This window comes from Streptomyces sp. NBC_00554 (assembly GCF_041431135.1).
Taxonomy (GTDB): Bacteria; Actinomycetota; Actinomycetes; order Streptomycetales; family Streptomycetaceae; genus Streptomyces.
Genome location: NZ_CP107799.1, coordinates 1698911 through 1724272, shown reverse-complemented (window position 1 = coordinate 1724272; position 25362 = coordinate 1698911). Strand labels below are relative to the sequence as shown.

At 70.9% G+C, this 25362-nt stretch carries 19 protein-coding genes; 8 read left to right on the top strand and 11 right to left on the bottom strand.

Going from position 1 to position 25362, the window contains the following annotated elements; all coding sequences use genetic code 11:
* Positions 1 to 49 precede the first annotated feature (49 nt).
* Entirely contained in the window at positions 50 to 1030 is a 981-nt protein-coding gene (gene iolC / locus OG266_RS07705) for a 5-dehydro-2-deoxygluconokinase (protein ID WP_371543993.1), read from the bottom strand.
* 292 nt (positions 1031 to 1322) lie between these two features.
* Between iolC and OG266_RS07700 the strand changes: the two genes are divergently transcribed.
* Genes OG266_RS07700 through OG266_RS07685 form a run of 4 tightly spaced genes read left to right on the top strand, consistent with a single transcriptional unit; the run spans position 1323 to position 5257 of the window.
* Complete coding sequence (locus OG266_RS07700; protein WP_266473249.1) at positions 1323 to 2342, top strand: sugar ABC transporter substrate-binding protein; 1020 nt, start codon at positions 1323 to 1325, stop codon at positions 2340 to 2342.
* Positions 2342 to 3418 carry an ABC transporter permease gene (locus OG266_RS07695; RefSeq protein ID WP_329544522.1) on the top strand — a complete coding sequence of 359 codons (1077 nt, stop codon included), beginning with the start codon at positions 2342 to 2344 and terminating at the stop codon, positions 3416 to 3418. Before OG266_RS07700 ends, OG266_RS07695 begins: the two co-directional genes overlap by 1 nt.
* Positions 3419 to 3423: 5 nt before the next feature.
* Positions 3424 to 4347, top strand: a complete 924-nt coding sequence (locus OG266_RS07690; RefSeq protein ID WP_266473245.1) for an ATP-binding cassette domain-containing protein — start codon at positions 3424 to 3426, stop codon at positions 4345 to 4347.
* A 1-nt stretch (position 4348) separates the two neighbouring features.
* Positions 4349 to 5257, top strand: a complete 909-nt coding sequence (locus tag OG266_RS07685; protein ID WP_266473244.1) for a sugar phosphate isomerase/epimerase — start codon at positions 4349 to 4351, stop codon at positions 5255 to 5257.
* A 515-nt stretch (positions 5258 to 5772) separates the two neighbouring features.
* Here OG266_RS07685 and OG266_RS07680 read toward each other — a convergent pair.
* The 4 genes from OG266_RS07680 to OG266_RS07665 are packed head-to-tail and all read right to left on the bottom strand — an operon-like array spanning position 5773 to position 9802.
* A complete protein-coding gene (locus tag OG266_RS07680; protein WP_371543990.1) occupies positions 5773 to 6795 on the bottom strand; it encodes a Gfo/Idh/MocA family protein in 1023 nt (340 codons plus the stop codon).
* Positions 6792 to 7796 carry a Gfo/Idh/MocA family oxidoreductase gene (locus OG266_RS07675; protein ID WP_371543988.1) on the bottom strand — a complete coding sequence of 335 codons (1005 nt, stop codon included), beginning with the start codon at positions 7794 to 7796 and terminating at the stop codon, positions 6792 to 6794. Before OG266_RS07675 ends, OG266_RS07680 begins: the two co-directional genes overlap by 4 nt.
* Before the next feature lie 45 nt (positions 7797 to 7841).
* The gene (locus OG266_RS07670) at positions 7842 to 8618 is read right to left on the bottom strand and encodes an SDR family oxidoreductase (protein WP_371543986.1); all 777 of its coding nucleotides are present in this window, start codon (positions 8616 to 8618) and stop codon (positions 7842 to 7844) included.
* Positions 8619 to 8626: 8 nt separating this feature from the next.
* Complete coding sequence (locus tag OG266_RS07665; protein ID WP_371543984.1) at positions 8627 to 9802, bottom strand: phytanoyl-CoA dioxygenase family protein; 1176 nt, start codon at positions 9800 to 9802, stop codon at positions 8627 to 8629.
* Positions 9803 to 9909: 107 nt separating this feature from the next.
* On the opposite strand from OG266_RS07665, the gene OG266_RS07660 reads away from it, so the two are divergent.
* Positions 9910 to 10941, top strand: coding sequence for a LacI family DNA-binding transcriptional regulator (locus OG266_RS07660; RefSeq protein ID WP_371543982.1), 1032 nt, complete (start codon positions 9910 to 9912; stop codon positions 10939 to 10941).
* 9 nt (positions 10942 to 10950) lie between these two features.
* Here OG266_RS07660 and OG266_RS07655 read toward each other — a convergent pair whose 3' ends face one another.
* Positions 10951 to 12111 carry a Gfo/Idh/MocA family protein gene (locus tag OG266_RS07655; RefSeq protein WP_371543980.1) on the bottom strand — a complete coding sequence of 387 codons (1161 nt, stop codon included), beginning with the start codon at positions 12109 to 12111 and terminating at the stop codon, positions 10951 to 10953.
* A 109-nt stretch (positions 12112 to 12220) separates the two neighbouring features.
* On the opposite strand from OG266_RS07655, the gene OG266_RS07650 reads away from it, so the two are divergent.
* Positions 12221 to 13246, top strand: coding sequence for a LacI family DNA-binding transcriptional regulator (locus OG266_RS07650; protein ID WP_371543978.1), 1026 nt, complete (start codon positions 12221 to 12223; stop codon positions 13244 to 13246).
* 202 nt (positions 13247 to 13448) lie between these two features.
* Here the strand turns inward: OG266_RS07650 and OG266_RS07645 are convergent, their stop codons facing one another.
* The 3 genes from OG266_RS07645 to OG266_RS07635 all read right to left on the bottom strand — a co-directional run bounded on the left by OG266_RS07645 (position 13449) and on the right by OG266_RS07635 (position 17702).
* Positions 13449 to 15845 (bottom strand): ATP-binding cassette domain-containing protein, encoded by a 2397-nt coding sequence (locus OG266_RS07645; protein WP_371543976.1) that lies wholly within the window; start codon positions 15843 to 15845, stop codon positions 13449 to 13451.
* Positions 15846 to 16123: 278 nt separating this feature from the next.
* Positions 16124 to 16768 (bottom strand): hypothetical protein, encoded by a 645-nt coding sequence (locus tag OG266_RS07640; protein WP_371543974.1) that lies wholly within the window; start codon positions 16766 to 16768, stop codon positions 16124 to 16126.
* A gap of 16 nt (positions 16769 to 16784) precedes the next feature.
* Positions 16785 to 17702, bottom strand: a complete 918-nt coding sequence (locus OG266_RS07635; protein WP_371543973.1) for a DMT family transporter — start codon at positions 17700 to 17702, stop codon at positions 16785 to 16787.
* Between the two features lie 201 nt (positions 17703 to 17903).
* Here OG266_RS07635 and OG266_RS07630 point away from each other — a divergent pair, with 201 nt between their 5' ends.
* Together OG266_RS07630 and fusA are read left to right on the top strand one after the other, a co-directional pair.
* Positions 17904 to 18734 carry a DUF429 domain-containing protein gene (locus OG266_RS07630; RefSeq protein ID WP_371543971.1) on the top strand — a complete coding sequence of 277 codons (831 nt, stop codon included), beginning with the start codon at positions 17904 to 17906 and terminating at the stop codon, positions 18732 to 18734.
* 359 nt (positions 18735 to 19093) lie between these two features.
* Positions 19094 to 21226, top strand: a complete 2133-nt coding sequence (fusA, locus tag OG266_RS07625; protein ID WP_371543969.1) for an elongation factor G — start codon at positions 19094 to 19096, stop codon at positions 21224 to 21226.
* Positions 21227 to 21276: 50 nt separating this feature from the next.
* Here the strand turns inward: fusA and OG266_RS07620 are convergent, their stop codons facing one another.
* The gene (locus OG266_RS07620) at positions 21277 to 23940 is read right to left on the bottom strand and encodes a DUF6493 family protein (RefSeq protein ID WP_371543968.1); all 2664 of its coding nucleotides are present in this window, start codon (positions 23938 to 23940) and stop codon (positions 21277 to 21279) included.
* Positions 23941 to 23945: 5 nt separating this feature from the next.
* A complete protein-coding gene (locus OG266_RS07615; protein WP_371543966.1) occupies positions 23946 to 25328 on the bottom strand; it encodes an SWIM zinc finger family protein in 1383 nt (460 codons plus the stop codon).
* Positions 25329 to 25362: the final 34 nt, after the last annotated feature.

Sequence of the window (25362 nt, the reverse complement as noted above, 5' to 3'; positions counted from 1 at the left end):
GAAACTCCGTTCAGGGATGGCTCGTTCGGCCGCGTACTCCACGGCGTGCTCAGCCGGCCGCTCGGGCGCCCACCGCGGCGCCTGCTAGCAGGTCCTCGACCTCGGACTCGGTCGGCATCGCGGAGGAGCAGGCGAGCCTGGAGGCGACGAGGGCGCCGGCCGCGTTGGCGTACCGCATGGTTTTCTCCAACTCCCAGCCGGACAGCAGTCCGTGGCACAGCGAGCCGCCGAACGCGTCGCCCGCACCGAGGCCGTTGAGCACCTCGACCGGGACCGGCGGCACCTCGGCGGTCCTGCCGTCGCGGTGCATGGCCAGGACGCCCTTGGGGCCCTGTTTGACGACGGCGAGTTCCACGCCCGCGTCAAGGAGCGCCTCGGCGCAGGCGCGGGGCTCGCGGACGCCGGTGGCGATCTCGCACTCGTCGAGGTTGCCCACCGCGACCGTCGCGTGACGCAGCGCTTCGGCGTAGTAGGGGCGGGCCTCCTCCGGGTCCTTCCAGAACATCGGACGCCAGTCGAGGTCGAAGACCGTAGTGCCCGCCTTGTCGCGCGCCTTGAGGGCGGCGAGCGTCGCCGAGCGGCTCGGCTCCTCGCTCAGACCGGTGCCGGTGATCCAGAAGACCCGGGCCGTGCGGATCGCGAAGTAGTCCAGCTCCTCGGTGCGAATCTCCAGGTCGGGCGCCTTGGGCTGCCGGTAGAAGTACAGCGGGAAGTCGTCCGGCGGGAAGATCTCGCAGAACGTGACCGGGGTCGGGTACTCGGCGACCGGCGTGACCCAGCGGTCGTCCACGCCGAACTCCCTGAGCGCCTGGTGCAGATAGACGCCGAAGGGGTCGTCGCCGGTGCGGGTGATCACCGCGGTGCTGCGGCCGAGCCGGGCGGCCGCGACCGCCACGTTGGTGGCCGAACCTCCGAGGAATTTACCGAAGGTCTCCACCCGCTCCAGGGGCACGCCGGCCTGGAGGGGGTAGAGATCGACCCCGATGCGGCCCATAGTGATCAGATCGAAGGACTGGGCTGACTCGGCCATGCGCGACGCTCCTCGGGCTGCTGGGGGTGTGCGGGTCCCAGGGGGCTTGCCGCCTCTCAGGTGTAGGTCTCGGAGGGCGACGATGTCAATAGTTTGTACTTACATTCGGACCTGCTTGTGAAATGATGTCTTAACAAAGTATTGACAGCGGGCGCGCCCAGGGATTGGATTCCGTCCCAGCGCAACAGCTTCTTTTTCGCCGCACACGACCCGAATCTCCGCAGATCCCGGGCCCCCGGATCCTCGTGATCCGTGCTCCATTTCCCCCGTAGCACAGTGAGGTGCAGGAAAGATGGACCGCTCTTCTCAGACCCGCTCCCGCAGAATGGCCCCCTTCGTAGCCGTGGCCGCGGCAGCGGCCCTGACCCTCGCTGGCTGCTCCAGCAGCTCGGGCGGCAAGAAGTCCGAGGAAAGCGCCGACGGCGCCTCCGCGGGCAAGGCCACCACCCCGCGTATGACGGTCGCCCTGGTCACGCACCAGGCGCCCGGCGACACGTTCTGGGACATCGTCCGCAAGGGCGCCGAGGCCGCAGCGGCCAAGGACAACATCAAGCTCATCTACTCCGCCGACCCGAACGCGGGCAACCAGGCCAACCTGGTGCAGAACGCGATCGACCAGAAGGTCGACGGCATCGCGATCACCCTCGCCAAGCCGGACGCCCTGAAGGACGTCGTGAGCAAGGCGAAGGCCGCGAACATACCCGTGGTCGGCCTCAACTCCGGTCTCAGTGACTGGAAGAGCCTCGGCCTGCTGGAGTTCTTCGGCCAGGACGAGACCGTCGCCGGCGAGGCGCTCGGCAACCGGCTGAACACGCTCGGCTCCAAGAAGGCCGTCTGTGTCATCCAGGAGCAGGGCAACATCGGCCTGACCCAGCGTTGCGACGGCGTGAAGAAGACGTTCAACGGCACCGTCGAGACGCTGAACGTCAACGGCACCGACATGCCGTCCGTGAAGTCGACGATCACCGCCAAGCTCACGCAGGACAAGGCCATCGACTACGTGGTCACCCTGGGCGCCCCGTTCGCACTGACCGCCGTGCAGTCGGTGTCCGACGCGGGCAGCAGCGCGAAGATCGCCACCTTCGACCTCAACAAGGACCTGACGGGAGCCATCAGCAAGGGCACCATCGACTTCGCCGTGGACCAGCAGCCCTACCTCCAGGGCTACTTGGCGGTCGACTCGCTGTGGCTCTACAAGAACAACGGCAACTACAGCGGCGGCGGTGAGCAGCCCGTGCTGACCGGACCGGCCTTCGTCGACAAGACCAACGTCGAAAGCGTCGCCAAGTTCGCGGCCAACGGAACCCGGTGATGAGCATGACCCAGCATGCCGAGCCGGCGGTGACCACACCGCCGGCCTCCGGCCCGAAGCAGACCGATGGCCGGACCGCGCAACGTCCTCTGGCGATCAGGTTGTTGGCCCGGCCGGAGGTGGGTGTCTTCCTCGGCGCCGCCGCGGTCTATGTGTTCTTCCTGATCTCGGCGCCGCCGGTGCGCGAGGCCAGCTCGATGGCGAACGTCCTGTACGGGTCGTCGACCATCGGCATCATGGCCCTGCCCGTCGCGCTGCTCATGATCGGCGGGGAGTTCGACCTGTCCGCCGGTGTCGCGGTGATCACCTCGGCGCTCACCGCGAGCATGCTTGCCTACCAGCTGAGCATGAACGTGTGGGTCGGTGTGATCGCCGCCCTGGTGGTGTCGCTGGGGATCGGGTTCCTCAATGGCTGGCTGGTGGTCAAGACCGGCCTGCCGTCCTTCCTGGTCACCCTGGGCAGTTTCCTGATCCTGCAGGGCGTCAACCTGGCCGTGACCAAGCTGGTCACCGGCAATGTGGCGACCGACGACATCAGCAGCATGGACGGTTTCGACCAGGCCAAGAAGGTCTTCGCCTCCTCCTTCGACGTCGGCGGCGTCCAGGTGAAGATCACCATCATCTGGTGGCTGGTCTTCGCCGCGATCGCGACCTGGGTGCTGCTGCGCACCAAGTACGGCAACTGGGTCTTCGCGGTCGGCGGCAACAAGGACTCGGCCCGTGCGGTGGGTGTCCCGGTCGCCTTCACCAAGATCTCGCTGTTCATGCTGGTCGGCTTCGGTGCCTGGTTCATCGGCATGCACCAGCTGTTCTCCTTCAACACCGTGCAGTCCGGCGAGGGCGTGGGCCAGGAACTGATCTACATCTCCGCGGCCGTGATCGGCGGCTGCCTGCTCACCGGCGGCGCCGGCTCCGCGATCGGTCCGGTCTTCGGCGCCTTCATGTTCGGCATGGTGCAGCAGGGCATCGTCTACGCCGGCTGGAACCCCGACTGGTTCAAGGCCTTCCTCGGCGTGATGCTGCTGGGCGCCGTCCTCATCAACTTGTGGGTCCAGCGCACCGCGACCCGGAGGTAACCGCAATGACGAACTCCAACGGATCCGGCACCCACGGCGCCATCCTCCAGGACACCGCGCCCCAGGACCAGGACGGGGATGCCCCCCTCGTCCAGCTGCGCAACGCCGGCAAGTCCTACGGCAACGTCCGCGCCCTGCACGGCGTGGACCTCGCCGTCCGCCCCAGCCAGGTCACCTGCGTGCTCGGCGACAACGGCGCCGGCAAGTCCACCCTGATCAAAATCATCTCCGGGCTGCACCAGCACACCGAGGGCGAGTTCCTCGTCGACGGCCAACCGGTGCACTTCACCACCCCCCGCCAGGCCCTCGACAAGGGCATCGCCACCGTCTACCAGGACCTCGCGACCGTCCCGCTGATGCCGGTATGGCGGAACTTCTTCCTCGGCTCCGAGATGACCAAGGGCCCCTGGCCCGTCCGCCGTCTCGACATCGAGAAGATGAAGAAGACCGCGGACCAGGAGCTCCGCAACATGGGCATCATCCTGGACAACCTGGAACAGCCCATCGGCACCCTCTCCGGCGGCCAGCGCCAGTGCGTCGCCATCGCCCGCGCCGTCTACTTCGGCGCCCGGGTGTTGATCCTGGACGAGCCGACCGCGGCGCTGGGTGTGAAGCAGTCCGGCGTGGTGCTGAAGTACGTCGCCGCCGCCCGCGACCGCGGCCTCGGCGTCATCTTCATCACCCACAACCCGCACCACGCGTACATGGTCGGCGACCACTTCAGCGTCCTGCGCCTGGGCACCCTCGAACTCTCCGCCGAACGCAGCGAAATCACCCTCGAAGAACTCACCAACCACATGGCCGGCGGCACCGAACTCGCCGCACTCAAGCACGAGTTGGCCCAAGTCCGCGGCGTCGATGTCGAGGAGCTGCCCGAGGTGAAGGACCTCAAGGCTCCGGCGACCGCTTCCCCCGAAGGGACCTCCTGACATGTCCGACCGTCCCTCTCTGGACCGCATCCGGGTCGGCTCCGCCCCGGACTCCTGGGGTGTCTGGTTCCCCGACGATCCCCAACAGGTGCCGTGGCAGCGCTTCTTGGACGAGGTTGCCGAGGCCGGCTACCCCTGGATCGAGCTGGGTCCGTACGGCTATCTGCCGACCGACCCGGCCCGGCTCACCGAGGAGATCGGCAAGCGCGATCTGAAGGTCTCCGCGGGCACGGTCTTCACCGGCCTGCACCGGGGCCACTCCGTCTGGGACTCCACCTGGGAGCACGTCAGCCAGGTCGCCGCGCTCACCCAGGCGATGGGCGCGAAGCACCTGGTCGTCATCCCGTCCTTCTGGCGGGACGACAAGACCGCAGAGATCCTGGAGCCGCCGGAGCTGACCGGCGAGCAGTGGGCCCACCTCACCAAGGGCATGGAACGCCTCGGACACGAGGTCAAGGAGACGTACGGTCTCGACATCGTCGTCCACCCGCACGCGGACACCCACATCGACACGGAGGACCACGTCGAGCGCTTCCTCGACTCGACCGACTCCGAACTCGTCAACCTCTGCCTGGACACGGGGCACTACGCCTACTGCGGCGGCGACAGCGTCAAGCTGATCGAGACGTACGGCGAACGCATCGGCTATCTGCACCTCAAGCAGGTCGACCCGGAGATCCTCGCCGACGTCGTCAAGAACGAGGTTCCCTTCGGTCCGGCCGTACAGCGCGGAGTGATGTGCGAACCGCCTTCCGGCGTACCGGAGTTGGAGCCGGTGCTGGTCGCGGCGCAGCGGCTGGGCGTCGAGCTGTTCGCGATCGTCGAGCAGGACATGTACCCGTGCGAGCCGGACAAGCCGCTGCCGATCGCGGTGCGCACCCGCAAGTTCCTCCGGTCCTGCGGCGCCTGACGGCACGACAGGACGGGGCGGCCCTCTCCTTACCGCCTTCGGTCCTTACGACCTTCGGTGCGACCTCCCGGTCCTGCGGAAGGCTGCTCACCGCGGACGCGGCCTCGGCGCCACCGTGGAGGAAGAGGTCGGCGACGGCTTTGGGCCGATCGAGCGGGACCCGTACAAGGGTCCCGCTCGCGGCGCGTCTGTCCCGAGGCCCGCGGCGGCCTTCTCTCCGACGTTCTGGACGACCTGGCCCGAGTCCAGCGGGGGCGGGGCAGGACCGACGCAAGGCTGTGGTGCCACGGAGCGCGCTGACGGTCCTGCGGTGCTTCGCCGCCCGGCGGTCCCGCGCCCTGTGAACCACAACTCACCCTGTTGTAGATCAAGGTGACCCTCGGTCAGAAGAACGCCGATGGCTCGCATCGGCTACGGGTGGCCTCCAACCGGCGCCTCGCCGAGTCCGAACCGGAATGCCTCCGGCCCCGCACGGGGTGGATGCAGGCGGCAGGGGAGCCGTACCCGCCGTTCGTCTACCGCGCCCCAGAGACACGCGGCCTGGGCTCGAAGCCCGCGGCGCGGTAGCACTCGTCGATCAGTGTCATCGTCGCCAGCGCGTCACCCGCGTCCAGCGGCAGCGGGGCGCCCCCGCGCACCCGGGCGGCGAAAGCATCCAACTGGTAGGTGTACGAGGAGCGGGTGCCCAGGCGCTCGGTGCGTTCGCCGTCGCCGGTGCGGACGACGACCCGGTCGTCCCGGTGCGGCAGTACGAAGTTCGGCGCGGTCGCCTCCCCCCGCGAGCCGACGATCCGGCAGCTCATCTCCAGCTCGTCGTACGCCATGTGACAGCGGGCGGAGCCAGTGGCGCCGCCGGGGAAGGCCAGGTCGGCGTCCAGCCACTCGTCGACACCCGGCGCGCCGGCGCGTTCGCCGCCCCGGGCGGAGACGAGCCGTGGCGCGCCGCCCGCCCAGGGGGCCAGCATCCGCACCGCGTGAAGGCTGTAGCAGCCCAGGTCCATCACGGCGCCGCCGGCCAGTTCCAGCGACCAGCGCGGGTCGGTGTCCGGCGGGGCGGGGATCGCGACCACGGTCTCGACGCGCCGCAGTTCGCCGAGTTCGCCACTCTCGAGGATTTCGTGCAGGCGCCGGGTGACCGGGTGGAAGAGGTAGTGGAAGGCCTCCATGAAGACCGTGCCGGCCTTGGCTGCCGCTTCCCGTACCTCGGCGGCCTCCTCGGCGTTGCTCGCCGAGGGCTTCTCCGACAGGACGTGCTTGCCCGCCGCCAGGGCGGCGAGGTTCCACGGTCCGTGCAGGCCGTTCGCAAGGGGGTTGTAGACGACCTCCACCTCCGGGTCGGCGAGCAGGTCGGCGTAGGAGTCCGCCACCCGCTCGACGCCGTGTGCGGCGGCGTACGCCTGCGCGCGAGAGCGGTCGCGCGCGGCCACCGCGACGACGCGGTGGCCGGTCGACCGGGCCGGGCCGATCAGGGAGTTCTCGGTGATCCGTGCTGCTCCCAGCACTCCGATGCGCAGTGGTTCCCGGCCCTGTTCGCTCATGCTTCCCGTACCTCCTGGATCGTGACGGGGCGGTGCTCGTGCAGGGACAGTGTGCAGGCATCGGCGATCCAGCCGGCCTCCAGGGCGTCGGCGACCGTGCACGGGGAGGGCCGGGTGCCGGCCACGACCTCGGTGAACGCGGTGAGTTCGGCCTGGTAGGCGGCCGTGAAGCGGTCCATGAAGAAGTCGTGCGGGGTACCCGCGGGGAAGGTCACGCCGGGCTCGACGGAACGCAGCGGCAGCTTGTCCTCCAGGCCCACCGCGATGGAGTCCGTGAAGCCGTGGATCTCCATGCGGACGTCGTAACCCCGGGCGTTGTGGCGGGAGTTGGAGACCACCGCGATGGTGCCGTCGTCGAGGGTGAGGATCGCGCCGGTGGTGTCGGCGTCGCCCGCCTCCTTGATGTAGTCGGCGCCCCGGTTGCCGCCGACCGCGTACACCTCGGTCACCTCGTGGCCGGTCACCCAGCGGATGATGTCGAAGTCGTGCACGGAGCAGTCCCGGAAGATGCCTCCGGAGGCGGCGATGTACGCGGCGGGCGGCGGCGCCGGGTCCAGCGTGGTCGACCGTACGGTGTGCAGCTTGCCCAGCTCACCGGCGTGCACGGCGGCGCGCGCGGCGACGAAGCCGGCGTCGAAGCGGCGGTTGTAGCCGATCTGGATCGGCACGTCGCTGCCCTGGACGGCCTTGAGGACCTGGACGCCCTCGCGCATGGTCTTGGCGACGGGCTTCTCGCAGAAGACGGGGATGCCGGCCTCGACCCCGGCCAGGATCAGCCCGGGGTGGGCGTCCGTGGCGGCGGCGATCACGATGCCGTCCACGCCGGCGGCCAGCAGGGCCTCGGGCGAGTCCACGACCTCGCCGCCGAACCGCTCCGCGGCGGTCTTGGCGGCGTCCGCGAAGGGGTCGGTGAGGACGAGCGACTCGACGACGTCGAGTCCGGAGAGGGTCTCGGCGTGAAAGGCGCCGATGCGGCCGAGGCCGAGGATTCCGATACGCATGAGGGTGTTGCTCCTTGGGAGGTGCGGGTGTCTTGCGAGGGGGAGTCAGTCGAGGGCGCCGAGGACGTTCTGGTCCCAGTCGATCACCGAACCGGTGACCACCCCGGACCGGTCGGACAGCAGGAACACGACGAAGTCGGCGATCTCGTCCGGCTGGCCGAGCTTGCCCATCGGCAGCTTCGCGGCGGCTTCCTCCCGCCAGTCGTCCCCGGCGCCGTGGAAGGCCTTCTGGGTCGCGTCCTCGCCCTCGGTCGCGGTCCAGCCGATGTTCAGGTCGTTGATCCGGACCCGGTCGAAGCGGTGGGCGTGCGCGGCGTTGCGCGTCAGGCCCGCCAGACCGGCCTTGGCCGCGGAGTACGCCGCCAGGTGGGGCGGCCCGCCGTGTGCGCAGTTGGAGCCGATGTTGACGATGGTGCCCGGCGCCTTGCGCGCCACCATGTCGGCCACCGCAGCCTGCATCGCGAAGAACGGCGCCTTCAGGTTGATCGCGATGTGCTGGTCGAACAGTTCGGGCGTGGTGGCGAGCAGGGTGCCGCGGGTGGTGAGCCCGGCGGAGTTCACCAGGCAGTCGACGCGGCCGTGCGCGGCGATCACCTCGGCCACGGCCGCCTTCGCCTGCTCGGCGTCCGACAGGTCGGCGCGTACGAACATCGCCTTGCCGCCCGCCCCGGTCAGCTCGGCCACCAGGGCCTCACCGGGCTCGGGTCGGCGGCCGCTGACGGCCACCACCGCGCCCTCGCGCACCGCGGCGCGAGCGATGGCGGCACCCACGCCCTGGCTGCCGCCATTGACGAGGACGACCTTGTCGTCGAGAAGTCCCATGGTTTTCCTCAGCTCTCGCGTCGCTCTGCACCGGCCAGCAGCTCCTCGCGGAGCGCCTCTGGGGTCCATTCCTCACGCACCGCGCGGCGGACCACGTCGGCCTGCGAGGGCGGGGCCAGTCCGTCGACCGGCGGGTCGTTGTCGAGGTTGGTGGGGAAGGGGTAGCCCTCGGCGCAGGCGGCGACGACCGTGTCCAGCCACTCCTCGCCCGCGCCCTCGGACTTGCGCTTGAGCAGCACGGGGAAGACCGCGTTGCTCACCGCCTCGCGGTCGACCGTCTCCATCGCCCGCCCGAACGCGGAGGACACCTGGAGCAGGTTGGCCATGCGCCGGACGTCCGCCGTGCGGTTGGTCCCGGCCGCGTGGAAGAGCGCGGGGTTGAAGAACGCGGCATCGCCCTTGGCGAGCGGGAGCTGGATGTGGTGCGCCTCGAAGTAGGCCTGGAACGCGGGCAGTCGCCAGGCCAGATAGCCCGGCTCGTACTTCTGCGAGTGCGGCAGATACATCGTTGGCCCCGACTCGACCGGCATGTCGCAGTGCGCGACCGCGCCCTGCAGCGTGAGTACGGGGGAGAGGCGGTGCACATGGGCGGGATAGCCGGCGGCGGCCTCGTTGCTGAGGAAGCCGAGGTGGTAGTCGCGGTGCACGGTCTGCGCCGCGCCGCCCGGGTGGACCACGTTGACCTGCGAGGTGACCTGGTAGCCGGGGCCGAGCCAGGCGGCCGACACCAGCGCCAGGATGTCGTTCGCGTAGTAGTCGGCGAACGCCTCCGGGTCGTAGAGCGCGGCCTTCTCCAGGGCGTTCCACACCCGGTCGTTGGCCCCCGGCTTGGCGAAGTGGTCCCCGGCGCCCGCGCCCGAGGCACGCTGCTCGGCGATCAGGGCGTCGAACACCGCGGTCGTACGGTCGACGACCGACGTGTCCGGGAAGGCGCCCTGGAGGACCACGATGCCGGGCCCCTCGGCGAACGCCCGGACCAGCTCGGCCTGGACCTCACGGCGCTCTCCGGCGGCCACGGCCTTGCGGAGCCGGTCACTGTCGTAGACGAGGACGTTCCGCTCCACGGAGGAGCCGTACGGGAACTCGGAGAGGTCGGTCGGCCGCTCGACCAGCGCACGGAAGGCGCTGAGGTCGCAGTCCTGCTCGGAGAGCCAGGCGCGGCGTTCTGCGGAATTGAAGGACATCGTCGTCCCCTCGGATCACGGTGTGGTGCGGCTCTGTCATTCTTGTCATGACAAACCCTTCGAACAACCAGCAGCAACCCATCAAAAACCCCTCAGGGAGCCGCCGCATGGGTCACCCTTTCCCGATCCGGGAAATAGCACGTCAGGCGGGTCTCAGCGAGGCCACCGTGGACCGGGTCCTGAACGGCCGGGGCGGGGTGCGTGACAGCACCGTGCGTGAGGTCCGCCTGGCCATCGCCGATCTGGACCGGCAGCGCACCCAGGTCCGGCTGGTCGGCCGTACGTTCATGATCGACATCGTGATGCAGGCACCGGAGAGGTTCACCACCGCCGTGCGGGCCGCGCTGGAGGCCGAGCTGCCCGACCTGCACCCGGCCGTCGTGCGCTCACGCTTCCACTTCCGTGAGACCGGGCAGGGGGAGGAGCTGGTCGGGATACTGGACCGGATAGCCCGGCGCGGCTCGCAGGGCGTGATCCTCAAGGCCCCGGACGTGCCAGAGGTGACCGCCGCCGTCGGCAGGCTCGTCGCCGCCGGCATACCCGTCGTCACCCTGGTGACCGACCTGCCCGCCAGCGCCCGGCTCGCCTACGTCGGCATAGACAACCGGGCGGCGGGCGCGACGGCCGCCTACCTCATGGGCCAGTGGCTCGGCGACCGGCCCGGCAATGTGCTGACCAGCCTCAGCAGCGGCTTCTTCCGCAACGAGGAGGAGCGCGAGATGGGCTTCCGGGGTGCGATGCGCGCCCGGCACCCGGAACGGACCCTCGTCGAGATCGCCGAGGGACAGGGCCTGGACGCCACCGAGTACGACCTCGTCCGGGCCGCTCTCAAGCGCGACCCGGACATCAGGGCGGTCTACTCGATCGGCGGCGGCAACATCGCGACCCTGCGCGCCTTCGCGGACCTGGGCCGCGAGTGCGCCGTGTTCATCGCCCACGACCTCGATCACGACAACACCCGGCTGCTGCGCGAACAGCGCCTGTCGGCCGTGCTCCACCACGACCTGCGACAGGACATGCGTGAGGCCTGCCGCCTTGTCATGCGGGCCCACGACGCCCTGCCGCCCGCCGGTCCTGCACTGCCGTCCGCGATCCAGATCGTCACGCCCTACAACATGCCTACGACACCGCCGCGTTGAACAACACGCCTACGACACCGCCAAGTTGACCCACGTGCCGCTCTCCGCCGACCGCGCCATGGCATCGAGTACGGCCGCACTGTGCACGGCGTCCTGGAGGGTGGCCCCGTGCGGTTTCCCCTCGGCGACGGAACGCAGGAAGCGGTACGCCTCGATCACCTTCAGATCGTCGTAGCCCATGGCGTTGGCGGCGCCCGGCTGGAAGGCGCCGAACTCCCCGTCGCCCGGGCCGACATACACCGTGCTGACGGGCTGGTCCTGGTACGCGGTGCCGCGGCTGACGCCCAGCTCGTTCATCCGGCGGAAGTCCCAGAACACCGCGCCCTTGGTGCCGTGCACCTCGAAGCCGTAGTTGTTCTGCTCGCCGACCGAGACCCGGCAGGCCTCCAGGACACCGCGGGCGCCGGAGGCGAAGCGCAGCAGGCAGTTGACGTAGTCCTCGTTCTCGACCGGGCCCAGTTCGCCGCCGGAGGCCCGGGTGTGGCCGGCGGTCGCGCCGGTCGGGCGGGCCCGCTCGGGTACGAAGATCGCGGTGTCGGCGGTGAGCGACTCGATGTCGCCGAGCAGATAGCGGGCCAGGTCCGCGCCGTGCGAGGCCAGGTCGCCCAGCACTCCGCTGCCGCCGCGCTCCCGCTCGTACCGCCAGGTCAGCGCGCCCTCGGGATGCGCCGCGTAGTCGCTGAACAGGCGGACGCGGACATGCGTGACCGTGCCCAGTTCACCGGAGGCGATCAGCTCGCGGGCCGCCTCCACGGCGGGTGCGTTGCGGTAGTTGAAACCGACCGTCCCCTGGACGCCGGCCTTGGCGACCGCGTCGGCCACCGCGCCCGCGTCCGCCGCGGTCAGGCCCACCGGCTTCTCGATCCAGATGTGCTTGCCGGCCTCGGCCATCGCGACGCCGATCTCGCGGTGCAGGAAGTTCGGGGCGGTGATGCTCACCGCCCCGATGCGCGGGTCGGCGGCCACCTCGCGCCAGTCGCGGACCGCGGTGGCGAACCCGAACTGCGCGGCGGCCTCCTCGGCCCTGCCCGGGACCTCCTCGGCGACCGTCACCAGCTCCGGGCGCAGGGCCAACTGCGGATAGTGGTGCCGGACACGGGAGTAGGCCTGGGTGTGCACCCGGCCCATCCAGCCGAATCCGACGACGGCGACACCGAGCGCATCCACCATGACAGCCCTTCTTTGGACCGGTCCATAATCTGTCCAGGCCACCCTGAGCGGGGTTCTACCTGGTGTCAACCCTTTGACAAGCGCGAGTGACGCATGGAACGGTCCAGAGATGCGACCGCCGACGAGTCCGGACACCAGACCGCCGACGATCCGCGACGTGGCCGACCAGGCCGGTGTCTCCAAGTCGCTGGTCTCCCTGGTGCTGCGCGGCTCCGACCAGGTGCGCCCCGAGAAGCGCGAGGCCGTGCTGCGGGCCGTACGGGAACTCGGCTACCGGCCGAACGCCGCCGCGCGCAGCCTCAGCGAACAGCGCACCCGCACGGTCGGCGTCCTCCTGAACGACCTGCGCAACCCGTGGTTCGTGGACCTCCTGGACGGCCTGAACCCGCTGCTGCACGACAACGGCCTGCACATGCTCCTGGCCGACGCCCGCCTCAACCGCCGCACCGGCCAGGACCCGGCCGGACCCCTGCTCGACCTCCGGGTGGACGGCCTGGTCGTGGTCGGCACCCTGCCCGACCCGGCCGCGCTCGGCACGGTCGCCGAGCGCATCCCGGTCGTCGTCGCGGGCGCCCGCGAGCCGGTACCGCCCGGCGTCGACGTCGTGGCGGGTGACGACGAGCGGGGCGCGCGGCTGATCACCGAGCACCTCATCGGCCTCGGCCACCGCCGGATCGCGCACATCGCGGGCTACGGCGCCGTCGGCGAACTGCGCCGGGCCAGCTTCGAGGCGACGATGCGGGCGCACGGGCTCGCGGACGGTGCGATCGTCGAGCCCAGCGACATGACCGAGGAGGGCGGCTACCGCAGCACGGTGCGGCTGCTCAGCGGCCCGCGGCGGCCCACCGCCATCCTCGCCGTCAACGACATCGCCTCGGTCGGCGCGCTGTCGGCCGCCGAGGAACTCGGCCTGAGCGTCCCCCGCGACCTCTCCGTCACCGGCTACGACAACACGAGCATCTCCCGGCTGCGCCACGTCTGGCTCACCACCGTCGACAACGCGGGCCACGAGGTCGGCCGCCGCGCGGCCCGCTGTCTCCTCGACCGCTTCGACACACCCGGCACTCCTGGCCGCGTCCACCTCGCCCCGCCCGCAGTGGAGATCCGGGGGACCACGGCCGCCGTCGGAGGCTGATCGCTCAGGTACTTGTGCGGCGAGTCGATGCCGGCAACGCGGTACACCCGCCCCGCCGTTGAGGACGACGAGCTCACCGACCGCCTCGGCGGACGCGACAGCGCGTGGGAACTCGTCCGGTAGGCGCCGCCATACGCCGCGGACGGGTTCGAGGCGCTGCTCCGCGCCTCGAACCCGTCCACGGTGTCCGCAGGGGCCTCGGTCAGCCGCCGACGTAGGCCGCGAGGTGCTCGCCGGTCAGGGTGGAGCGGGCGGCGACCAGGTCGGCGGGGGTGCCCTCGAAGACGAGGCGGCCGCCGTCGTGGCCGGCGCCGGGGCCGAGGTCGATGATCCAGTCGGCGTGTGCCATGACCGCCTGGTGGTGCTCGATGACGATGACCGACTTGCCGGAGTCGACGAGCCGGTCGAGCAGGCCGAGCAGCTGCTCGACGTCGGCGAGGTGGAGGCCTGTCGTCGGCTCGTCCAGGACGTAGACGCCGCCCTTGTCTCCCATGTGGGTGGCCAGCTTGAGCCGCTGACGCTCGCCGCCGGACAGGGTGGTGAGCGGCTGGCCGATGGTGAGATAGCCGAGCCCGACATCGGCGAGCCGCTCGAGGATCTTGTGCGCGGCCGGTGTGTGCGCCTCGCCGGCGCCGAAGAACTCCTCGGCCTCGGTCACCGGCATCGCGAGCACCTCGCTGATGTCGCGCCCGCCGAGGCGGTACTCGAGCACCGAGGCGTCGAAACGCTTACCGCCGCAGTCCTCGCAGGTGGTGGCGGTGCCGGCCATCATTCCCAGGTCGCTGTAGATGACGCCGGCGCCGTTGCAGGTGGGGCAGGCGCCCTCGGAGTTGGCGCTGAACAGCGCGGGCTTCACGTCGTTGGCCTTCGCGAACGCCTTGCGGATCGGGTCGAGCAGGCCGGTGTACGTCGCCGGGTTGCTGCGTCGCGAGCCGCGGATCGGGCTCTGGTCGATCGACACCACACCCTCGTCGGTGGGGATCGACCCGTGTACGAGCGAGCTCTTGCCGGAGCCGGCGACGCCCGTGATGACGCTGAGCACCCCGAGCGGGATGTCGACGTCGACGCCCTGCAGGTTGTTCGCCGTCGCGCCGCGGATCTCCAGCGCGCGGGTGGACTTGCGCACCTCCTCCTTGAGGGAGGCCCGGTCGTCGAGGTGGCGGCCGGTGATGGTGTCGCTGGCCTGCAGCCCTTCGACGGTGCCCTCGAAGCAGACGGTGCCGCCCGCCGTACCGGCGCCGGGGCCGAGGTCGACGACGTGGTCGGCGATCGCGATCACCTCCGGCTTGTGCTCCACGACGAGCACGGTGTTGCCCTTGTCCCGCAGCTGAAGCAGCAGGTTGTTCATCCGCTGGATGTCATGCGGGTGCAGGCCCGCGGTGGGCTCGTCGAAGACGTAGGTGACGTCGGTGAGCGAGGAGCCGAGGTGGCGGATCATCTTGACGCGCTGCGCCTCGCCGCCGGACAGCGTGCCCGACGCCCGGTCGAGCGAGAGGTAGCCGAGACCGATCTGCACGAAGGAGTCGAGGGTCTGCTGGAGCGCGGTGAGCAGCGGCGCCACCGACGGTTCCTTGACGCCGCGGACCCACTCGGCCAGGTCTCTGATCTCCATCGCGCAGGCGTCGGCGATGCTCTTCCGGTTGATCTTCGACGAGCGGGCCCCTTCGGTCAGCCGGGTGCCCTCGCACTCGGGGCAGACGGTGAAGGTGACCGCCCGCTCCACGAACGCCCGGATGTGCGGCTGCAGTGACTCCTTGTCCTTGGACAGGAACGACTTCTGGATCTTGGGGATCAGCCCCTCGTAGGTGAGGTTGACGCCGTTGACCTTGACCTTGACCGGCTCCCCGTAGAGGAAGGCCTGAAGCTCCTTCTTGGTGTACTGGCGGATCGGCTTGTCCGGGTCGACGAAGCCGGACTGGGCGTAGACCTGCACGGTCCACTGGCTGTCCGACTTCCAGCCGGGGATGGTGAACGCGCCCTCGGCGAGCGACTTGGAGTCGTCGTAGAGCTGGGTGAGGTCGATGTCGGAGACCGAGCCCCGGCCCTCGCAGCGCGTACACATGCCGCCGGTGCGGTTGAAGGTCGCCTTCACGGTCTTGGTCTTCGCGGCACCGCGTTCGACCGTGATCCCACCGCTGGCGTGGACCGAGGCGGTGTTGAAGGAGTACGCGCTGGGCGGGCCGATGTGCGGCTTGCCGAGCCGGCTGAAGAGGATGCGCAGCATCGCGTTGGCGTCGGTGGCGGTGCCGACCGTGGAGCGGGGGTCGCCGCCCATCCGCCGCTGGTCGACGCTGATCGCGGTGGTGAGGCCGTCGAGGACGTCGACCTCGGGGCGCGCCAGCGTCGGCATGAACCCCTGCACGAAGGCGCTGTAGGTCTCGTTGATCAGCCGCTGCGACTCCGCGGCGATCGTGTCGAACACCAGTGAGCTCTTGCCCGAGCCGGAGACGCCGGTGAACACCGTCAGGCGGCGCTTCGGGATCTCGATGCTGATGTCCTTGAGGTTGTTCACGCGCGCGCCGTGCACGCGGATCAGATCGTGACTGTCGGCGGCGTGCAGCTCAGGCGAGGGGGTGCCCGTCCTCTTGGCCGTGCTCATCGTGTCTCCATCTGTCGGGCGGCTCGTTCACCTGGCGCCAAGCCTGGATGCGGCGTGGGGATGTGCGCAACCAGCTTTGCGGGGTGACCGGCGCACGCTCCGTCGAGGATCGTCACGAGGGAGGAAGCTCGCGCGCGGGGAGATGTCCATGGCACTCACGCTAGGCGCGGTTCGAAGGTCGGCGCTTCTCGAATCCTGACCGGTCTGCTCGGACGTACTGGCTGGAGAGTTCCACGAAGGGGCCCTGCCCCGTTCCGCCAGTGCGTGTGAGCGCCCCGTCAGCGGCCCGCCCGTCCCTGCGGTTGACGAGTCGTCAGCCACGCGCTCGCGCCCGGCAGCGAGCGGACCTCACGCGGCCGGCGGAACCCGAGAGGCCGCAGCTGGTCACCGTGGCGGGCGGAGGTTGTGACCGCGACGGCGGTGGCGGCCTGGCTGTCGACGGCACGCAGCCCCGGGGCCAGCAGTTCGGCGGCGACGGTGTGGTCCCAGGCGCTCGTGTCGTCCAGCGCGCCGACGACGACCACCTTCCAGTGCGGCCCGTCGGGCCACGCCTCCTTCAGCCCCGTCGCCAGGACCGGGCGTTCCTGCGGGCGGGTGGCGAGCTCCCGGGAGAAAAGGCTGCTGAAGCGGGTGTCGGGGGGCTCGGACCCGGCGCCCGGCGGCAGCCAGACGGCGGCCGCGAGAAGTGTGCCGTCCTCACGCTCGGCCACCCATACCTGGCCCTCTTCGAGGGCATGGTGGGCCAGTACCAGCCGCATGGCGCTCTGTGTCTGCTCCCAGTCCAGCGCGCAGTCCTCCAGAACCGGGTCAGGGGCCGGAAGCGAGGCAGGGGGCGACGGGGCGATCAGGCGCACCACGGCGGGTACGTCCACCAGCCCCGCCGCACGCACGGTCGTCAGAGGACGCAGTTGAAGAGTCGTCATGTTCGTGTTCTCCATTTCAGGTGGCCCGGCTCGTGCCGGTGAAAAGCCGTGTGGGCCGCAGCCCTGGCACGGTTTCCGCCTTTGTCGGGCGTGGTACGCGCGGCCGGCCGTAGCCGCCGTCGGGATGGTCGTGGTGGGACTGGGACCGGCTGAGCAGGACCACACCGCGGGCGGCCGCCGCGGCGCCGGCGAGGGCGAGCAGGGTGCCGGTCGCGCCGTACTGGAAGCCTTCGCCGAGCAGGGTGATGCCGATGACGGACGCGGTGACCGGGTTGACGAGGGTGAGCAGGGCGAGCGGGCCACCGAGGCCGCTGCGGTACGCCTTCTGCGAGAGCACCAGCCCCGCCGCGGCGAACGAGACGGTGAGGACCGCCACCACCGCCGCGCTCCAGGACACCGTCGGCCCGACGGCGAGCTTCTGGGCCAGCGTGGAGCCGACTCCGGAGGCGATGCCGGAGGCCGCCGCGAAGCCGAGGCCGCTCGGGGCGATGCGGACGAGCGCCATGATGACGGTGGCGGCGGCGAGTGCGATCAGCAGCACCTCGGTGGTGCGCAGGGTGCTGTCCGGCGCGTTGCCCGAGGCGGTGGCGGTCAGCAGCGCGGTCAGCCCGACGAGGGTCAGGGCCATGCCGCGCCACTGCGTGCCCGAGGTCCGGCGGCGGGCGGCCAGCGAACCCAGGGGCACCGCCACCACGAGGGTCAGCGCGCCGAGCGGCTGCACCAGGGTCAGCGGCCCGTACCGCAGGGCGACCACGTGCAGCAGTGCACCGGTGGCGTTGAGGAGGACGGCCCACCACCACGAGACACGGGTGAGCGCGTCCCGCAGGTCCGGCGTTCCGGCAGCTGTCCGTTCCTGGACCACAGCGGCTGTGGCGTAACAGACCGCGGAGACCAGGGAGAGGGCGACGGCCAGGAACACCGGAGAGGCCGTCATCGCGAAGCCCGCGCTACGACGGTCAGGACCAGCCCCTCGGACCCCGCCCCACGCGGCACCTCGGGCTTGCTACTGCTGCGACTGGGCACGCCCCGGGCTCCCATCAATACGAAACGGTTTCGTACACATAAGCTACGGTGGCCGCGAGCGAAACGCAAGCGTTTCTTTAATGAGCCCGTCGTCATCTGGTACTACCGCTGCATGGAGACAGAGCGGTTCATCGGCATTGACCTCGCCTGGGCGCACGGCGGAACTCGCGCCAGGCCCAACGAGACCGGGGTAGCTGCTGTCGACCGTAGCGGCGTGGTGCTCGAGTGCGGCTGGACCCGTGGTCTCGAGGAGACGATGTCGTGGCTCGCCAGGACAGCCGCCGACGGATCGACCCTGGCTTTCGTGGACGCACCGCTGATCGTCGACAACCCGGCCGGGCAGCGGCCGTGCGAGCGGGAGGTCGGCCAGCGGTACGGACGCTGGAAGGTGAGCGCGAACAGCACCAACCAGAGCTCTCCGCGCCTCGCCGGTGTTCTCCTGCGGGAGGGGCTGGAGGAGTCCGGCTGGGTCTACGACGACGGCAGGGGCGGGCCGCCGACGGGCGGGACGGTCATGTCCGAGTGCTATCCGTACACGACCCTGGTCGGGGCCCACGAGCTGGGCTACGACCAGGAACGCCCCACCTACAAGCGCCGGCCGGCGCGCGTGCCGACGGCACAATGGCGAGCGGTGAGGGCAGCGGAGTGCGACAGGCTGATCGCGCGCATGGCGGGCCTCGCCACCGCCGATCCGCCCCTGCTGCTCGCCTCCCACCCGGTCTCCCGCCGGCTGCTCGACGAGCCCTCACCCCAACGGGCCGCCGACTACAAGCACCGGGAGGACCTCATCGACGCACTGCTCTGCGCGTGGACGGCCGCACTGTGGTCCCGGCACGGTCCGGCGCGCTGCCAAGTACTCGGAGCGGACAGCCCCGCACCACCCGGCCGCGCCGCCACCATCATCGCGCCTGCCCGCCCGGAACAGCGGCGTGGGGGAGAGTGACGGCGAGAGGCGGAAAAATCCGGTGTCCTGCCCCCGGCCCGGTTCCCTACACTCGCCCCACAACGCGTGCCGCGCATCACCGCGGCGCGCCCCGTGACGAATGAGGGGAGCCCGGCCATGCGTTACCGCACCGCTGTTGTTGTTCCCCCGTCGCGGTACGAGGTGATCCTCGTGTCTTCGGGTGTCCGGTGCCGGCTGCGCGGCCGGGACCGGATGGCCCTGACGAACGCCTGATCTCCGCACGCCCCGCATGCGCGTCCTTCTGTGGTTGCGCCCGTGCCGGAGTGCCCGTAGGTCATGGCCCGTTCGTCCGGGAATTGCGCCGACCCCTTCTGGATCATCCTGAAAGGCCATGGGCCGTGCGTACCGAACTGCACCGCGATCTCGTCAACCCGCTCACCGCCGTCCGTAATCTGGGCATCCTCGCCCACGTCGACGCCGGCAAGACCACCGTCACCGAGCGGATCCTGTATGTCACCGGGACCACGCACAAGAGGGGTGAGGTCCATGACGGCACGACCGTCACCGACTTCGACTCCCAGGAGCGTGACCGTGGCATCACCATCTTCGCCGCGGCGGTGAGTTGTGCCTGGGACGGGCATCGGATCAATCTCATCGACACCCCGGGACACGTCGACTTCTCCGATGAGGTCGCGCGGTCGCTGCGGGTGCTCGACGGGGCGATCGCGGTGTTCGACGCCGTCGCGGGGGTCGAGCCGCAGAGCGAGTCGGTGTGGCGGCAGGCCGACCGCTACGGGGTGCCCCGCATCGCGTTCGTCAACAAGCTGGACCGTGCCGGCGCCGACCTCGACGCGGCGGTCGAGTCGATCAGGGAGCGGCTGCATCCGGCCCCGCTGGTCGTGCAGTTGCCGATCGGCGCGGAGGACGGGTTCAGCGGGGTCGTCGATCTGCTGCGTATGCGGGCGTTGGTCTGGGCCGAAGGCCGCGACTCGGTCGAGGAGGGGCCCGTACCCGATGGCCTGCTCGAAGAGGCCCGGCGGCGGCGCCGGGTGCTGGAGGAAGCGGTCGCCGAACTCCATCCCGGCGCATTCGAGGAGTTCTGCGCGGAGTCCGGCCTCTCCGCGCGGACCCTCGAAGGGGCACTGCGCGACCTGACCCGTACCGGTGACGGTGTGGTCGTGCTGTGCGGCTCGGCCTACCGGAACCGGGGGATCGAACCGCTGCTGGACGCCGTGGTGGCGTACCTGCCCTCGCCGTTGGACGTGCCCGCCGTGCGCGGTGTCCGGGGCCGGGACGGCGGGGAGGAGGAGCGGGCCGCCGATCCGGCGGCGCCGTTCGCGGCGCTGGCGTTCAAGGTGAACGCCACGGCCACCGGGCGGCTGACCTACCTGCGTGTGTACTCGGGAACGATTCGGAAGGGAGAGGCTGTGGCTGTCTGGGACGCGGGCGCATTGCGCACCGAGCGGATCGGGCGGATCCTGCGCGTCCAGGCCGACCGGCACGACCGGTTGGACCGGGCGGTGGCCGGGGACATCGTCGCGGTGGTCGGGCTGAAGGCCGTCCGTGCCGGTGCGACCGTGTGCGCGCCCGGGGCTCCGCTGGTCCTCGAACCGCCGAGCACGGCCGAACCGGTCGTCTCCGTCGCGGTCGAGGCCGGTGCCCGAACCGATACGGACCGACTGGTGTCGGCGCTGGCACGGCTGGTCGAGGAGGATCCCTCGCTGGTCGTACGGACCGACCCCGAAACCGGTCAGACCGTGCTGTCCGGCATGGGCGAACTGCATCTGGAGGTGGCGGTGGAGAAGATCCGGCGCGCCCACGGGCTGGACGTCCGGGTCGGCAGGCCGAAGGTGACGTACCGGGAAACGGTCGCACGTGGGGTCACCGGACACGTCCACCGGCACGTCAAACAGGACGGTGGCGCCGGGCAGTTCGCGCATGTCGTCCTCGACGTGGAACCGCTGCCGGTCCCCTCGGGCACGGCCGGTGACAGTGCGACGGGCTTCGAGTTCCGGTCGGTCGTCGTCGGTGGACGCGTACCGCAGGAGTACGTCCGGGCCGTGGAGGCCGGTTGCCGGGACGCGCTGGGCGAAGGGCCGCTCGGCGGTCATCCGGTGACGGGGCTGCGCGTCGTCCTGACCGACGGCGCGACCCATCCGAAGGACTCCTCGGAGATGGCGTTCCGGACGGCCGGGCGGCTCGCGCTCCGGGAGGCACTGCGCGCCTGCGCGGTGGTCCTCCTGGAACCGGTGGTCGAGGTCACGGTCACCGCGCCCGACGACGCCGTCGGCGGGGTGCTCGGCGACCTGGCCGCCCGGCGCGGCCGGGTCTCCGGCTCGACGGCACGAGGCGGGGCGGGCACGGGCACGGTGGTGATCACCGCCACCGTGCCGCTGGCCGAGCTGTTCGGTTACGCGACCCGGCTGCGCAGCCGGACGCAGGGCCGGGGAGTGTTCACCACCCGGCCCGTCGGCTACGCCCCGGCGTCGGCATCGGGCCTGGCGTCCGACGGAGCACCGGCCGCCCGGTAGCCGTGGCGACGGTCCCGCCCGAAATCGGGCGGGACCGTTCCCGCGTCCCCTCAGCGCAACGCGTCACGCAGCAACCTGGCGTTCTTCACCGTCTGGCTCGACGTGCTGCGCCCGGCCACCGCCGTGACCTCGGCGATCTCTCCCTTGGCCGCGCAGCGCGAAGCGCACTCGACGGCGAGTGCCAGCAGGGCCGCCGTGCCCCGGACCGGGGTGTCGCGCAGCAGGCCGGGCAGGGCGGCTTCGAGTACGGACCACACGGTGGCGTAGGCGCCCGTCTCGGCGGCGGCCCGCAGCGAGCCGCCTGCCTTGTCCGCGTGGGGCAACCCGTGGTTCAGCAGCGCCTCGAGCTGTCGTCCGAGCAGTCCTGCGTCCAGCTGCCGCCGTGCGGCGAGTACCAGCATGGCGTCCACCGCCGAGTCGCTTTCCGGTTCCCAGAGCAGTCCGAACGCCAGGGCGAGGTGCACCGAGTAGCCCGCCGGGCCGCCGGACTCCACGACGAACGGCAGGTTGCGGGGCCACCCTCGCTGGGACACGCGCGGCTCGAAGTAGTCGCGGGCCATCAACTCATCGCGGTGGTGCGGGAGTTGCGCCACCCAGAAGGGTGCCATCGGGTCGGCCAGCCCCCGGTTGCCGACGTACGGCCCGATCAGGGCCGCGGCGACCGGCGGGAGCGGGGGATCGATGACCACTCCGGGCCGCACGGGCGTCCACCACCCCTGCGACGCGGGCTTCGGCGGCTTGCAGTGGGGCCACCCCTTCGGTTCCGAATCCTGGTGCGCCGGGCCGCCCTCGCGCAGCCAGCGTGCCAGCCGCTGTCCGGCGTCGGAACCGAGAGCCTCGGCTGCACTCAGCACCTGCTCGTCCGATGTCGGGGTGGCGCGCAACAGAGCCTGTGCCAGGTCGACCGGCGCGGGGGTGACACCGAGTTCGTCGAGCGCCGAGATCCGCTCCACCAGTACGGCGGCGTCCAGCGCGCCGGTGGCGAGGGTCGGCACGGCAAGGAGGAACGGCTGTGCACCGGACTCGATGACGTCCATCGCCTCGGTCAGGCGTGCCGCGAGCATCGAGCCCGCCAGGGAGTAGGTGGGGCTCGGGCCGGTCTGCGTGACGTGGACGGCCCGCCGCATCATCACGGCCCGTCTCCTCGGCTCGTCGCCCCGCACCGCGCTCGCCACGTCGTAGAGGTCGGACTGCACCCAGTCGACATGGCTTTTCGGTTCCCTGCGCATGACCGGCTTCAGCGCCTGGGCCAGTGCGGTCCGGTCGAGGTGGGCGTGCCGGACCAGTCCGTCCAGGGCGCGTTCGAACGCCACCACGTCCCTGTCGTTCGCGACGACCGCCGCGAGCTCCTGCGCGACCTCGGCGGCCGTCGAGATGGGACCCGGCACCGGGCGGGGTTCGGGAACGGAGGGCAGTACGTCGGCGTACGGCTCGGTGACGGTGCCCTGGGCCGTGCCGAGCAGTTCGGCGGCCCGCGCCGACAGCCCCGGGCTGAGCTGTTCGGCGGCCGTCCGAAGCTCCGGCAGCACCGAGTCGTCGGCGGCCTTGAGATGTTTCGCGACCAGCTTGAGCGCCTGCTCCTGCAGTGTCATCTCGCGGTGGCCGAACGTCGTCGCCGCGTCGACCAGTACCCGGCCCGCCCGCGCCGGATCCCGCCGCGCCACCCGGCCGAGCCAGCCGAGCTGTGCGCGCACCAGTTTCTTCTCCGGGCGGAGCAGGACCCGTTCGCACGTCTCGGTGAACAACCCGGGCTCCAGCAGCCCGGCCTCGTCAAGGCCGGTCAGGACCTCCTGGGCGTAGGTGGCCACCGGCAACGACCGGTCGAGCAGCGCCAGGTAGTCCCTCACCACGAGCGCCTTCTCGGCCGGTGTGGAGGCCAGGGCCCGCAGGAACACCAGGAAGGGCGCGATCTCCATGCGCGTACCGTCTTCGAGGAGACGCCCGAGAAGATGGTCGACCAGCGCGGCGCGTTCGCGGGCCACCCCGGCGTGTTCCGCAGGGCTGAGCGCGAGTGCTTCCAGCGTGACCACCGCCTGCGTCCCGTGCGGCGGATCGCCGACCATGTCCGCGAAGAGGTTGTGGATCAGCTCGTCACGGTCCACGACGCCTTCGGCAGCGAGGCCGATGAGCGCTTCCAGCGGCCGTTGAGACGTGTGCCAGCCGAAGAGGAGGCGCCCCGGTCGGGCCACGGCCAGTGGGAGGAGCTTCGGGGTGAAGTCGTCCGCGCGCAGCCGCTCCAGGAAGTCGGCACCCGGTGCTCCGCCCAGCACCCGCGGGCGCCGCTCCCGGCCGTCGGCGCGGTCGTACAGCCAGGTCAGGACGAACTCGTGCGAGGCCGGCAGCGGACAGCCGGTGTCGCGGACGAGGTGCTCGGTGACCGCGAACACCGCGCCGGCAGTCGTCGCCTGTTCGCCGAGGTGCGCGACCAACTCGGTCCGCCATGCGACGGGGTACAGGTCCAAGAGGTCCACCGTCCAGGTGTCCATCGTGAAGTACGGGTACGTCCGGATCCAGACCGCCGTGGCCTCGGGGGTGACCTGACACCCCAGCCGGGCGGCGAACAGGGCGATCCTCTCCGCCTCCGTGTTCTCACGCCGGACGATGACCTCGAACAGGGCTGTCAACTCGGCGGCGCACGCCCCTCGCTGATCCGGCGTCAGCTCACCCAGTTCCCGGACCACTCCGGCGACATCGCCGACCGTCACACGTTCCATCAGCTTCATCGTGCGGCCTCCGTCGCCGTGTCCCGGACCATGCGCACGGCGAGCGCGTGCGTGCACGGCCCGCGTCCGCCCCGGTACTTCGCCCACCACAGACACGTACAGCTCAGTCGTCCCGTGTCGTCGGCGCGTACGAGATGGCCCTGGTCGCCCCTGCCGACCGACGCCAGTGCGCCGTCCAGCCGTACGGCCCCGTCCGCGACCAGTGCCCGAGCACGCCGCAGCCTGGGGTTGCGCGCCTCAGCGTCGCCCGCCGCGTACGGCAGGTGCCGGTGGAAGTACGCCTCCTCCGCGAGGTCGTAGCCGACCTGGCCGGACGCCCCGAGCACCGTCAGCGCGGCGCGCACCCGGTCGGCGGGCAGGCCGGCCTGCCCGGACAGCTCGGCCACGTCGATCCTCGGCTCCCAGGCCAGCAGCGTTGAGACCAGGTCCGCGTCGTCCGCCGCCGTGCCGGTGGCGAGGTCGTGGAGTACGCCGCCCTCGCCGGAGAACCCCCGCGAGGCGTTCTGGGAGAGCATCAACGTCAGCCGCATGCCGGGTAGTTGGACCACCCAGGCGACGGCCGCCGCGTCGGACTCCGCGAGGTCCGGGGCGTACACCCGCACGGTCGTCGCGTGCCGCAGCACCTGCTGGAGCGCCAGCAGTCGTTCGGGGCCCGGCAGGCACACGGCGTCCGGCGCCGGCCTGCTCGTGGGGCGCAGCGTGCGGCCGTCCACGGGCACCACCCAGCGCGTCGTGCGGGCACTGGACCGGAGAGTGGGCCGTGGAAGGGTCCGCAGGAAGGCGGCCGCCTCCGCGGCCGGTACCTCGGCGCGCAGGGTGAAACCCGTCGCGAGCACCTGTGCCTCGGCGAAGCCGCGTAACCAGCGCTCCGGCAGCGGGACCTGCTTCTCCACGAACCGGCCGTCGAAGGTGGTGACCGCCAACTCGTCGGGTCCGACCGTCAGATGCAGTGGATCAAGCCCGCCGAGCCTGGCGAGCGCCCGCCTGAGGGGGGAGTTGATGTCGACGTTGGTCGTGCCGTGGCCGACGTCGTCGCCGTCGAGGCCCGGCGCGAGCACGTCGAGGCGGGCGTAGGCGCCGCAGCAGCCGGAGAAGGACTCCATCCGCAGCCGGTCACCGTCGGCCGTCACCACCGGGTCCAGCGAGGCCGGCGCGGCCGGCTGGTAGAAGCGGGTGGCCGCGATGTCGGCGACGGTGAGCAATGCCGCCGCCGCGGCGGCCGGCGCTGTCAGGAAGCCGCTGAACAGCTGCGGATTGGCCGCCTCGCCGGCCGGTGTGGCGCCACCGGAGGTCTCAAGCGCGAGGGTGCGCCGCCCGGCCGTGGACTCGTGCACGGCCGACGGGTGTAAGTAGGCGTAGGACTGTATGTGTGAGGTCACGCGGCCACGTTACGGCTGGGCAGTGACAGGGCCA

Bases quoted from the DNA above. Each gene is read 5' to 3' on its own strand.
- iolC (WP_371543993.1), bottom strand. From the start codon at position 1,030: ATGGCCGAGTCAGCCCAGTCCTTCGATCTGATCACTATGGGCCGCATC.
- OG266_RS07700 (WP_266473249.1), top strand. From the start codon at position 1,323: ATGGACCGCTCTTCTCAGACCCGCTCCCGCAGAATGGCCCCCTTCGTA.
- OG266_RS07695 (WP_329544522.1), top strand. From the start codon at position 2,342: ATGAGCATGACCCAGCATGCCGAGCCGGCGGTGACCACACCGCCGGCC.
- OG266_RS07690 (WP_266473245.1), top strand. From the start codon at position 3,424: ATGACGAACTCCAACGGATCCGGCACCCACGGCGCCATCCTCCAGGAC.
- OG266_RS07685 (WP_266473244.1), top strand. From the start codon at position 4,349: ATGTCCGACCGTCCCTCTCTGGACCGCATCCGGGTCGGCTCCGCCCCG.
- OG266_RS07680 (WP_371543990.1), bottom strand. From the start codon at position 6,795: ATGAGCGAACAGGGCCGGGAACCACTGCGCATCGGAGTGCTGGGAGCA.
- OG266_RS07675 (WP_371543988.1), bottom strand. From the start codon at position 7,796: ATGCGTATCGGAATCCTCGGCCTCGGCCGCATCGGCGCCTTTCACGCC.
- OG266_RS07670 (WP_371543986.1), bottom strand. From the start codon at position 8,618: ATGGGACTTCTCGACGACAAGGTCGTCCTCGTCAATGGCGGCAGCCAG.
- OG266_RS07665 (WP_371543984.1), bottom strand. From the start codon at position 9,802: ATGTCCTTCAATTCCGCAGAACGCCGCGCCTGGCTCTCCGAGCAGGAC.
- OG266_RS07660 (WP_371543982.1), top strand. From the start codon at position 9,910: ATGGGTCACCCTTTCCCGATCCGGGAAATAGCACGTCAGGCGGGTCTC.
- OG266_RS07655 (WP_371543980.1), bottom strand. From the start codon at position 12,111: ATGGTGGATGCGCTCGGTGTCGCCGTCGTCGGATTCGGCTGGATGGGC.
- OG266_RS07650 (WP_371543978.1), top strand. From the start codon at position 12,221: ATGCGACCGCCGACGAGTCCGGACACCAGACCGCCGACGATCCGCGAC.
- OG266_RS07645 (WP_371543976.1), bottom strand. From the start codon at position 15,845: ATGAGCACGGCCAAGAGGACGGGCACCCCCTCGCCTGAGCTGCACGCC.
- OG266_RS07640 (WP_371543974.1), bottom strand. From the start codon at position 16,768: ATGACGACTCTTCAACTGCGTCCTCTGACGACCGTGCGTGCGGCGGGG.
- OG266_RS07635 (WP_371543973.1), bottom strand. From the start codon at position 17,702: ATGACGGCCTCTCCGGTGTTCCTGGCCGTCGCCCTCTCCCTGGTCTCC.
- OG266_RS07630 (WP_371543971.1), top strand. From the start codon at position 17,904: ATGGAGACAGAGCGGTTCATCGGCATTGACCTCGCCTGGGCGCACGGC.
- OG266_RS07620 (WP_371543968.1), bottom strand. From the start codon at position 23,940: ATGGAACGTGTGACGGTCGGCGATGTCGCCGGAGTGGTCCGGGAACTG.